This is a genomic window from Duncaniella muricolitica (genome assembly GCF_910574735.1).
GTDB lineage: Bacteria > Bacteroidota > Bacteroidia > Bacteroidales > Muribaculaceae > Duncaniella > Duncaniella muricolitica.
Map to the genome: position 1 here is coordinate 1 of NZ_CAJTCF010000108.1, position 9976 is coordinate 9976.

The window sequence follows — 9976 nt, forward strand, 5'->3', positions numbered from 1 at the left end:
GTCTTTCGCTAATTTTATCACCAATGCCTTGAGTGCTATCGCTGCTTACTGCTTTTTCCCAAAGAAACCGTCTATCTCTTTGGAGTTTGTGACAGATAACCAGCTAACTTTGTTCTGATTGCTTATATCGAACTCACGTTATTTTATGTGGCAGACATCGGAATATCACGTAGACGATAACATTACGCTGCTCACTATGGTTAATATGCCACGATTCAATACCTATGGGGCATATATCAATTATTCTCCTACGTTCTTCGGATGCTGGCATCCATCCATAATGGCTGGAATCAATGCTCAGGATTTCAAAATAGCTCATAATGGCAAATCTATGAGCTTGGATAGACCATTAGGGACATTTCGATTCGATAATGCGGTACACCTTCCCTGGGATATGTGGTTGAATGTTGATTTCTCGGCAAGAACCTCAGGAAATGGAGATAACTGCTATGTCAAACCATACTGGCAATGCAACCTCGGATTATATAAATCGTTCGGGAATGAGACGTGGAGTATAAAACTGCAACTCAACGATATTTTCGATACTTGGAGACAGGAAGTTACATTATACGATGCTATAAGTAGCACCTCTTCTGAAAAGATATATGACACACGCGATCTGTCACTTACAATTAGATATAACTTCAATTCCACACGTTCGCGTTATAAGGGGCATGGTGCCGAGAATATCGATAAGAACAGATTTTGAAAAACAGGTATGATTCAGTCTGAAATTTTAGGTGTGGAGAATTTTTAGGTCGGCTTGGACCATTAATAATATTGACACACAAAAACGGCGTGTTCCGTTTTTGTTCCGGCAAATTTGGCGAAACGGGTGTAACTCGATGAGTTACACCCGTTTGTCGAAAAAATGTCGGGGTGAGAAGACTCGAACTTCCGACCTCCACGTCCCGAACGTGGCGCGCTGCCAACTGTGCTACACCCCGATTGGCATTTTCATAGCCTTTTTGCGGTCACAAAGGTAACGCTTTTTCGAGGAATTACCAAATTTTTTTCAATACATATTTTATAGATATTTCTATATGTGCTTTTCGTGACCCTTATGTACATGTTTTGTGTTCTATACAAAACATCCGTTTATGTATTACAAAAGTTATGCAATCACCTTAATTATTGGAAAAATTTTCTCCAAAGCGCACTTCGGTGGCAATTATTTACAAAATATACCCCATATAATGAAATATTGTCATAAAAATGCGTAACTTTGCACAATTCTTTTAATTTTTCATTAACAACAATTTCTAAGTACCGCAACAGTCAGATGAACAATGACCAGATTAAGGTGATGTTTGCTCAGGAAGAACACTGCAAGTATGCCGAGCAGATAGTCAACCTCATCTATGAATCGGCCTTGCAGCGCGGCACCGGCATAGCCCGGCGTTCGCCCGAGTACATCGCCCGCAAAATCAAGGGCGGAAAGGCCGTAGTTGCTCTCTGTGACGACCGTCTGATCGGATTCAGTTACATAGAGAGCTGGGAACATGGTGATTATGTGGCCACCTCGGGCCTCATTGTCGACCCGGAGTTCCGACGATTGGGGCTGGCTGCACGTATCAAGGCCAAGACATTTGAGCTTGCGAGGCTTAGATTCCCGTTTGCCAAGATTTTCTCTATCACGACTTCTCTCCCGGTGATGAAGCTCAATTCGCAGATGGGTTATCGTCCGGTGACTTTCTCTGAGCTTACCGACGACGAGGAGTTCTGGGCCGGATGCAAGGGTTGTGTCAACTATGATATACTCCAGCGCAACAACCGCCGCATGTGTCTCTGTACAGGCATGCTCTACGACCCGAAAGCCAAGTTTGAACGCCCCTCCAAAAGCCGACCCTACATGATGTGGCTCAAAAACCGTCTCGTCAAGATATTCAAGCACTGACACGCCCCCTCTCTCCACTCCCACATCAGCCCGTTAAGGGCATATACATTATTAAATAAGAAAAAACTCCTCCAATTATAACAGTTATGAAAAAGAAAGTAGTTCTCGCCTTCAGCGGCGGTCTTGACACATCGTTTGCCGCCAAATATCTCTCGGAAGACCTCGGTTATGAGGTACACACCGCCATCGCAAACACCGGCGGATTCAGCCCCGAGGAGCTCGAGCGCATCGAGCAGCGCGCCATGGCACTCGGAGCCGCATCACACGCCACTCTCGACGTCACAGGCGACTATTACGACAAGAGCATACGCTACATGATAGCCGGCAATGTGCTCCGCAACGGCACATATCCCATCTCGGTGTCATCCGAACGCATCTTCCAGGCCATCGCCATCATAGAATATGCCAAGAAAATCGGTGCCGACGCCGTGGCACACGGTTCTACAGGTGCCGGCAACGACCAGGTGCGCTTCGACCTGACATTCCAGATACTCGCTCCCGAGATTGAAATCATCACCCCGACCCGCGACATGACCCTCACCCGCGAGTATGAAATCGACTATTTGCGCAAGCACGGCATCGAGGCCGACTATAAGAAGATGGAATACTCCATCAATAAGGGGCTCTGGGGCACAAGCATCGGCGGCAAGGAGACTCTCCATTCCGAGCAGACTCTCCCCGACAGTGCCTATCCCAGCCAGGTCACCGCTCAGGGCGAGGAAAAGATGACCATAACTTTTGACAAAGGTGAGGTAGTGGCCGTCAACGGCAAGCCTTATGCCGACCGCATCGAGGCCATACGCGAAGTGGAGCGTCTCGGCTCGCGCTACGGCATAGGCCGCGACATGCACATCGGCGACACCATCATCGGCATCAAGGGCCGCGTAGGCTTCGAGGCCGCCGGACCCATCCTCATCATCGCCGCCCACAAGATGCTTGAGAAGCACACCCTCACCAAGTGGCAGCAATACTGGAAAGACCAGATTGGCACATGGTATGGAATGTTTCTCCACGAGTCACAGTATCTCGAGCCGGTGATGCGCGACATGGAGAAATTTCTCGAAAACTCTCAGCGCAACGTCTCTGGTACGGTCGAGATTACGCTCCGCCCGCTCGGCTACACCCTCGTGGGTGTCGACTCGCCCTTTGACCTCATGAAGACCGATTTCGGCGAATATGGCGAGGTCAACAAGGCCTGGAGTGCCGACGACGTGAAGGGATTCACCAAAATCCTCGGCAACCAGATGAAGATATATCACAACGTGCAGAAACGTAACGGTCTCGACGAATGATCAGGGCCGGAATCATAGGAGGCGCGGGCTACACAGCCGGCGAACTGCTCCGTCTCCTCATCAATCATCCCGAGGTAGAGGTGGCCTTTGTCCACTCCACCAGCAATGCCGGCGCGCCCGTCACCGATGTGCACGAGGGGCTCATAGGCGACACCGACCTGACATTTGCCGACAGCTATGACCTCACGGCGTGTGACGTGTTGTTTCTCTGCCAGGGCCACGGCTTCAGCCGCAAGTTTTGGGAGGAAAATGTCATGCCCGAGGGCCTCAAGGTCATCGACTTGGCCCAGGACTATCGCGACGAGTCGGACGGCTATGTCTATGGCCTGCCCGAAGTGAAGCGCGAGGCCGTCAGGTCATGCTCGCGTCTGGCCAATCCCGGATGCTTCGCCACAGCCATACAGCTTGCCTTGCTCCCGCTTGCGGCGGCCGGCAAGCTCTCGGGCGAGGTGCATGTGACCGGCATCACCGGCTCGACAGGAGCCGGAGTCAAGCCCGGAAGCACCACCCACTTCTCGTGGCGCAACAACAATATCTCGGTCTACAAGGCCTTTGAGCACCAGCATCTCAAGGAAATCAAGCAGACACTCTCGGCTCTTGACGGCGGCAAGACCCACGACATCAGCTTCATACCCGTGCGCGGCGACTTTGCCCGCGGCATCTTCGTGATGGCCGACGTCACCACATCAATGCCTCTCGACGAGGCCGTCAAGCTCTACAAGGACTTTTATGCCGATGCCGAGTTTACGCATGTATCCGACCGGCCGGTCGATCTCAAGCAGGTGGTCAACACCAACAAGTGTGTTGTCTCGCTTGAGAAGCATGGTGACAAGTTGCTTATACTCAGTGCCATCGACAATCTCCTGAAAGGAGCGTCAGGTCAGGCCGTCCAGAACATGAATCTCATGTTCGCGCTTCCCGAGCACACCGGTCTCGCCCTCAAACCATCAGCATTTTAATTAATTAGTAATTAGCAATTGATAATTAGTAATTATAGGTCGGTCAAACGACATGCCGGCCAATTGCCAAGTCGTTAATTGCTAATTACTAATTGCCAAGTCGTTAATTGCTAATTACTAATTGCCAAGTCGTTAATTGCTAATTACTAATTAATAATTACTAATTGATCCAAGGTGACTTTATTTGACGTTTATTCCCTATATGACATAGAGCCGGTAAGCGGAAGCGGCTCATACGTGTTCACGGCCGACGGCACCCGCTATCTCGACCTTTATGGAGGCCATGCCGTCATATCCATCGGACACGCCCATCCCACATATGTCAAAGCTGTGAGCGACCAGGTGGGTCGTCTCGGCTTCTATTCCAATTCCGTAAAAAACAGTCTGCAGATGCGCATGGCCGAGAAACTCGGCCGCCAGAGCGGTTATGACAACTATTCGCTCTTCCTGTGCAACTCCGGAGCCGAAGCCAACGAGAACGCCATGAAACTGGCCTCGTTTGTCACGGGCCGCAGCAAGATTCTCGCCTTTGACCGCGCGTTTCACGGCCGTACTTCGGGAGCGGTTGCCGTGACCGACAATCCAAAGATACAGGCCCCGTTCAACGCCACTCCCAATGTCGACTTTGTCAAGCTGGGCGACCTCGCTGCCGTGAAAGAGCGTCTCTCCACAGGCCAATATGCCGCAGTCATCATCGAAGGCATACAGGGTGTGGCCGGCATACGCATGGTTGAGGATGACTTCCTGCGCCAGCTCCGCACGGTGTCTGAGTGTACTAGTACACTATTAATCCTCGACGAGATACAGTCAGGCTACGGTCGCACGGGCAATTTCTTCGCCCATCAGCATGCCGGCATACGTCCCGACATCGTGACATGCGCCAAAGGCATCGCCAACGGTTTCCCGATGGGAGCCGTGCTCATCTCCCCGGCCATCGAGCCGTGGAAAGGTATGCTCGGCACCACATTCGGAGGCAATCATCTGGCGTGTGCCGCAGCCATCGCCGTGCTCGACGTCATGGAGGCGGAACATCTCGTGGAGAATGCCGCCGAGGTGGGACAATATCTCATCACGAGGCTCAACGAGATGGCCGGAGAGACCGATCAAATCGTCGAAGTGCGCGGCCGCGGCCTCATGATAGGCATCGAAATCAAAGGCTCGGCCTCCGAGCTGCGTAAACGTCTGCTCTTCGAGCACAGGATATTTACAGGCGGAGCCGGCGAGCACACCGTGCGCCTCCTTCCCGCCCTCGGCCTCACAAAAGACCAGGCCGATGTTTTTCTCACCAACTTCAGACAATTGCTCACCGGCGATTGCTGACAGCTATTAAGCCACTATGAAAAATTTTACGACAGTCAAAGATATAGGCCCGCTTGACCTCGCGGTCAAGGAGGCCCTTGAGGTCAAAGCCAACCGCTTTGCATATACAGACCTCGGCCGCAACAAGACGTTGATGATGATATTCTTCAACTCGTCGCTCCGCACCCGTCTCAGCACTCAGAAAGCCGCGATGAATCTCGGCATGAACGTAATCGTGCTCGATGTCAACCAGGGCGCGTGGAAACTCGAGACCGAGCGCGGCGTAATCATGGACGGAGACAAGGCCGAACATCTGCTTGAGGCCATCCCCGTGATGGGATGCTACTGCGACATCATCGGTGTGCGCTCGTTTGCAGGACTCAAGGACAAGGCCGAGGACTATGAGGAGCGTGTCATCTCACAGTTTATCAAATACTCCGGCCGTCCGGTCTTCTCAATGGAAGCCGCCACCCGCCACCCGCTCCAGAGTTTTGCCGACCTTATCACCATTGAGGAATACAAGACCAAGCCCCGCCCCAAAGTGGTGATGACCTGGGCTCCTCACCCCCGCGCGTTGCCTCAGGCCGTTCCCAACTCATTTGCCGAGTGGATGAACGCCACCGACTGTGAGTTTGTCATCACCCATCCACGCGGCTATGAACTTGCCCCCGAGTTTGTGGGCAATGCCCGTGTCGAGTATGACCAGCGCAAGGCTCTCGAGGGTGCCGACTTCGTGTATGCCAAAAACTGGTCGGCCTACGCTGACCCCAACTATGGCAAGGTGCTCTCGACCGACCGCGACTGGACCGTAGATGCCGACAAGATGGCTCTGACCGACAACGCCTTCTTCATGCACTGTCTGCCCGTGCGCCGCAACATGATTGTCACCGACGATGTCATAGAGTCAGACCGTTCGATAGTCATTCCCGAGGCCGCCAACCGTGAGATTTCGGCACAGGTGGTGCTCAAGCGCATGCTCGAAAGCCTATGAAGACATCCGAAGACATCAAAGTGGTGAAAATCGGCGGCAATATCGTCGACAATCCCGAAGCTCTCGACCGCTTTGTCGCAGACTTCGCCGCCCTTCCCGGACGCAAGATACTGATACACGGCGGCGGCAAGGAAGCCACGCGTCTCAGTGCCCGGCTCGAGATACCCACAGTCATGATAGAGGGGCGTCGCGTCACCTCGCGCGACACTCTCGATGTCGTGACAATGGTCTATGCCGGACTGGTCAACAAACGCATCGTCTCCAAGCTCCAGGCCGCCGGCTGCAACGCTCTTGGTCTCAGCGGAGCCGACGGCAACGCCATATGCGCCACCCGTCGTCCTGCCGAGCCTGTCGACTATGGTTTTGTTGGCGATATCTCCCCCTCGGGAGTCAACACCGGGCTGATGTCCGCGCTGCTTGACGCAGGCATTGTTCCAGTCTACTGCGCTATCACTCACGACGGCAACGGCACGCTGCTCAACTGCAACGCCGACACCATAGCCTCGTCGGTGGCAATCGGTGCGTCGACTCTCGCCCCGACCGATCTTATATACTGCTTCGAGCAGCCCGGAGTGATGCGCGACATCGACCGGCCCGACTCGCTCATAGCCCGCATCACTCCCGCGACATATGCCGACCTCAAGGCCGAGGGGGTGGTCAACAAGGGCATGATACCCAAACTCGACAACTCTTTCCGCGCCATCGGTTCGGGCGTGAGAAGCGTCATCATCAAGCATGCCGCCAATCTCTCCAATCCGACCGGCACAACACTCTCCCCGCAATGAACACCTCCTCCGCAACCGACCCGACCGACGGTCTCAGGGACATCAGCAATGAAGTCGACCTCCTGAGCCGCATGATTGCCACCCCCTCATTCTCACGTGACGAGGGATGTACGGCCGATATAATATATGAGTATCTCGCCTGTCATGGGGCCGAGCCGCAGCGACATGTCAACAACATCTGGGCTCTGAGTCCGGGTTTTGACCCCTCGCGCCCGACTCTGATGCTCAATTCCCATCACGACACCGTGCGTCCGGCTGCGAGCTATACGCGCGACCCTTTCATGCCTTCGGTCGAGGAGGGGAGTCTCTACGGACTCGGGAGCAACGATGCGGGAGCGTCGGCTGTGTCGCTCATAAGCGTGTTTCTCGAGTTGCGCGAGTCATCTCTGCCCTTCAACCTGCTGCTTGCCGTCACGGCCGAGGAGGAGGTGGGAGGCGAGAACGGCATGCGGGCTTTCCTGCCGATGCTTGCCGGGCGAGGCATTAAGGTCGACTGTGCCATAGTGGGCGAGCCGACCGGCATGCAGCCCGCCGTGGGCGAGCGCGGACTGGTGGTGCTCGACTGTGTGACACCGGGTGTCACAGGCCATGCGGCTCGCGGCGAGGGCATCAATGCCATATATCGCGCGATGGAGGATATCGAACTTCTGCGCACCTATGAGTTCCCGTCGGTGTCGCAGGTGCTCGGTCCGGTGAGTCTGAATGTCACACAGATCAATGCCGGATGGCAGCACAACGCCATACCCGACGAGTGCAGATGGGTCACCGACATACGCACCACCGACGCTCAGTCCAACGAAGAGGTCGTGAGCCTGCTGCGCTCGCGTGTCAGGTGGTCGACCCTCACCCCGCGGTCTACCAGGGTGCGCGCCTCGGTGATAGAAGAGAGCCATCCGCTCGTGCAGACAGTCATTGGCCTCGGGCTGACCCCGTTTGTGTCGCCCACCACGAGCGACATGTCGCTTATGCACGGCTTTCCGTCGCTGAAGATAGGCCCCGGACAGTCGTCGCGCAGCCACTCGGCCGACGAATATATCTGCCTCAATGAGATTGCCGAAGCCATCGACATGTATGGCAGTATAATAAAGAACCTTCAGCTTACAAAAGACTGAAGCCGCAAGGAATTGCTAATTACTAATTGCTAATTACTAATTGAATGAAACTTTGGAGCAAAGGCTTTGAGCCTGACAAGATGATAGAGCAGTTTACCGTCGGCAATGACCGTGAGCTTGATCTGCGCCTCGCACGCTATGACGTGCAAGGCTCAATGGCACACATACGTATGCTCGAAAGCATAGGACTGTTGAAGTCCGACGAACTCGAAGTGCTGCTCAAGGCTCTCGGTGAAATAGCCGAGGTGATAGAGCGCGGCGAATTTCGCATCGAGGATGGAGTCGAGGATGTCCACTCGCAGGTGGAATTCATGCTCACCGCCCGACTCGGCGACATCGGCAAGAAGATACACTCCGGCCGTTCGCGCAACGACCAGGTGCTCGTCGACCTCAAACTCTTCATGCGTGACGAGCTGCGCCGTATAGCCAAGGCGGTCGAGCGTCTGTTCACACGTCTCCAGGCTCTCAGCGAAGAGCATAAAGACAAACTCATGCCCGGCTACACCCACCTGCAGGTGGCGATGCCCTCGTCGTTCGGACTATGGTTCGGAGCCTATGCCGAGTCGCTTGTTGATGACATGCAGATGCTCGCCGCAGCCTATAATGTGGCCAATCAGAATCCTCTCGGTTCGGCCGCCGGCTATGGCTCGTCGTTCCCGCTCGACAGGGAGATGACCACCCGTCTGCTCGGATTCGAGACGCTCCACTATAATGTTGTGGCCGCCCAGATGTCGCGCGGCAAGACCGAGCGCGCCGCGTCCATGGCCATAGCCTCGATTGCATCGACGCTCGGCCATCTGGCTATGGATGTGTGCATGTGGATGTGTCAGAACTTCGGTTTCGTCTCTTTTCCCGACGAGCTCACCACCGGCTCGTCAATCATGCCCCATAAGAAGAATCCCGATGTCTTTGAAATCATGCGCGGCAAGTGCAACCGTCTCCAGGCTGTCCCCAACGAGATAGCTCTTCTGACGGCCAATCTGCCTCTGGGCTACAACCGCGACCTCCAGCTTCTTAAGGACATCATTTTCCCGGCTACGACCGAGCTTATAGAGTGTCTTGACATGGCTGAGTTTATGCTCCGTCACATACGTGTGAAGGACGGCATAGTCAATGACCCCCGTTATGACTATCTTTTCACGGTCGAGGAGGTCAACCGCCTTGTGCTTGAGGGCATGCCCTTCCGTGAAGCTTACAAGAAAGTCGGGCTTGAAGTGCAGGACGGCTCCTATCGTCCTGTGCGTGAGGTGCATCACACCCATGCCGGAAGCATCAGCAATCTGTGTAACGAGGAGATAGCCCGCAAATTCCACTCCATAGCCGACAGGATAGTCTGACGCCGCCCCTTGCTTGAGACGGCCTGTAATGCCCGTCTTGCCATACATGGGGAGATACAAAAGTTTCATAAGCTCAATAAGAAACAAAAGTTTTTTATTTCAGTTCATAAATTCGGTCGCTCCCGCATGGGTGTCCTACACATGCCACTCAATATCCCGCAAGGGCGTCCGTAGGACGCAGATTATATAGTAACCGTTTACTCTGACCTGCGCAAGGATTTTAGATAGAAATTAGTGTAAAAATATGTTAATACTCAATTTTTAATCTCGGGTCTCTTGGCAGGTAGGCCGGGTCATATAGTTC

General features: G+C 53.9%; 9 protein-coding genes, 1 tRNA gene and 1 pseudogene. 10 read left to right on the forward strand and 1 reads right to left on the reverse strand.

Annotation, left to right across the window (positions count from 1 at the left end):
- Positions 1-118, forward strand: a pseudogene (locus QGT73_RS16055) (IS982 family transposase); the annotation flags it as partial.
- 27 nt (positions 119-145) lie between these two features.
- Positions 146-709: an outer membrane beta-barrel protein gene (locus tag QGT73_RS16060; protein ID WP_280123114.1), complete on the forward strand. Its 564-nt coding sequence runs from the start codon at positions 146-148 to the stop codon at positions 707-709.
- A 165-nt stretch (positions 710-874) separates the two neighbouring features.
- Here QGT73_RS16060 and QGT73_RS16065 read toward each other — a convergent pair.
- Positions 875-947: transfer RNA gene (locus tag QGT73_RS16065), tRNA-Pro, on the reverse strand.
- A 335-nt stretch (positions 948-1282) separates the two neighbouring features.
- Here QGT73_RS16065 and QGT73_RS16070 point away from each other — a divergent pair.
- The 8 genes from QGT73_RS16070 to argH all read left to right on the forward strand — a co-directional run bounded on the left by QGT73_RS16070 (position 1283) and on the right by argH (position 9672).
- The gene (locus QGT73_RS16070) at positions 1283-1897 is read left to right on the forward strand and encodes a GNAT family N-acetyltransferase (protein WP_280123115.1); all 615 of its coding nucleotides are present in this window, start codon (positions 1283-1285) and stop codon (positions 1895-1897) included.
- Positions 1898-1983: 86 nt separating this feature from the next.
- Complete coding sequence (argG, locus tag QGT73_RS16075; protein WP_123617860.1) at positions 1984-3189, forward strand: argininosuccinate synthase; 1206 nt, start codon at positions 1984-1986, stop codon at positions 3187-3189.
- Positions 3186-4148, forward strand: a complete 963-nt coding sequence (gene argC, locus QGT73_RS16080) for an N-acetyl-gamma-glutamyl-phosphate reductase (RefSeq protein ID WP_280123116.1) — start codon at positions 3186-3188, stop codon at positions 4146-4148. The genes argG and argC overlap by 4 nt, the downstream gene beginning before the upstream one ends.
- 174 nt (positions 4149-4322) lie before the next feature.
- The gene (locus QGT73_RS16085; protein ID WP_280123117.1) at positions 4323-5468 is read left to right on the forward strand and encodes an aspartate aminotransferase family protein; all 1146 of its coding nucleotides are present in this window, start codon (positions 4323-4325) and stop codon (positions 5466-5468) included.
- A 16-nt stretch (positions 5469-5484) separates the two neighbouring features.
- Positions 5485-6438, forward strand: a complete 954-nt coding sequence (locus tag QGT73_RS16090; RefSeq protein WP_280123118.1) for a Rossmann-fold NAD(P)-binding domain-containing protein — start codon at positions 5485-5487, stop codon at positions 6436-6438.
- The gene (argB, locus tag QGT73_RS16095) at positions 6435-7223 is read left to right on the forward strand and encodes an acetylglutamate kinase (protein WP_280123119.1); all 789 of its coding nucleotides are present in this window, start codon (positions 6435-6437) and stop codon (positions 7221-7223) included. The genes QGT73_RS16090 and argB overlap by 4 nt, the downstream gene beginning before the upstream one ends.
- Positions 7220-8335 carry a M20/M25/M40 family metallo-hydrolase gene (locus tag QGT73_RS16100; protein WP_280123120.1) on the forward strand — a complete coding sequence of 372 codons (1116 nt, stop codon included), beginning with the start codon at positions 7220-7222 and terminating at the stop codon, positions 8333-8335. The genes argB and QGT73_RS16100 overlap by 4 nt, the downstream gene beginning before the upstream one ends.
- Before the next feature lie 44 nt (positions 8336-8379).
- The gene (argH, locus tag QGT73_RS16105) at positions 8380-9672 is read left to right on the forward strand and encodes an argininosuccinate lyase (RefSeq protein WP_280123121.1); all 1293 of its coding nucleotides are present in this window, start codon (positions 8380-8382) and stop codon (positions 9670-9672) included.
- Positions 9673-9976 lie beyond the last annotated feature (304 nt).

Bases quoted from the DNA above. Each gene is read 5' to 3' on its own strand.
- QGT73_RS16060 (WP_280123114.1), top strand. From the start codon at position 146: ATGTGGCAGACATCGGAATATCACGTAGACGATAACATTACGCTGCTC.
- argG (WP_123617860.1), top strand. From the start codon at position 1,984: ATGAAAAAGAAAGTAGTTCTCGCCTTCAGCGGCGGTCTTGACACATCG.
- argC (WP_280123116.1), top strand. From the start codon at position 3,186: ATGATCAGGGCCGGAATCATAGGAGGCGCGGGCTACACAGCCGGCGAA.
- QGT73_RS16100 (WP_280123120.1), top strand. From the start codon at position 7,220: ATGAACACCTCCTCCGCAACCGACCCGACCGACGGTCTCAGGGACATC.
- argB (WP_280123119.1), top strand. From the start codon at position 6,435: ATGAAGACATCCGAAGACATCAAAGTGGTGAAAATCGGCGGCAATATC.
- QGT73_RS16070 (WP_280123115.1), top strand. From the start codon at position 1,283: ATGAACAATGACCAGATTAAGGTGATGTTTGCTCAGGAAGAACACTGC.
- argH (WP_280123121.1), top strand. From the start codon at position 8,380: ATGAAACTTTGGAGCAAAGGCTTTGAGCCTGACAAGATGATAGAGCAG.
- QGT73_RS16090 (WP_280123118.1), top strand. From the start codon at position 5,485: ATGAAAAATTTTACGACAGTCAAAGATATAGGCCCGCTTGACCTCGCG.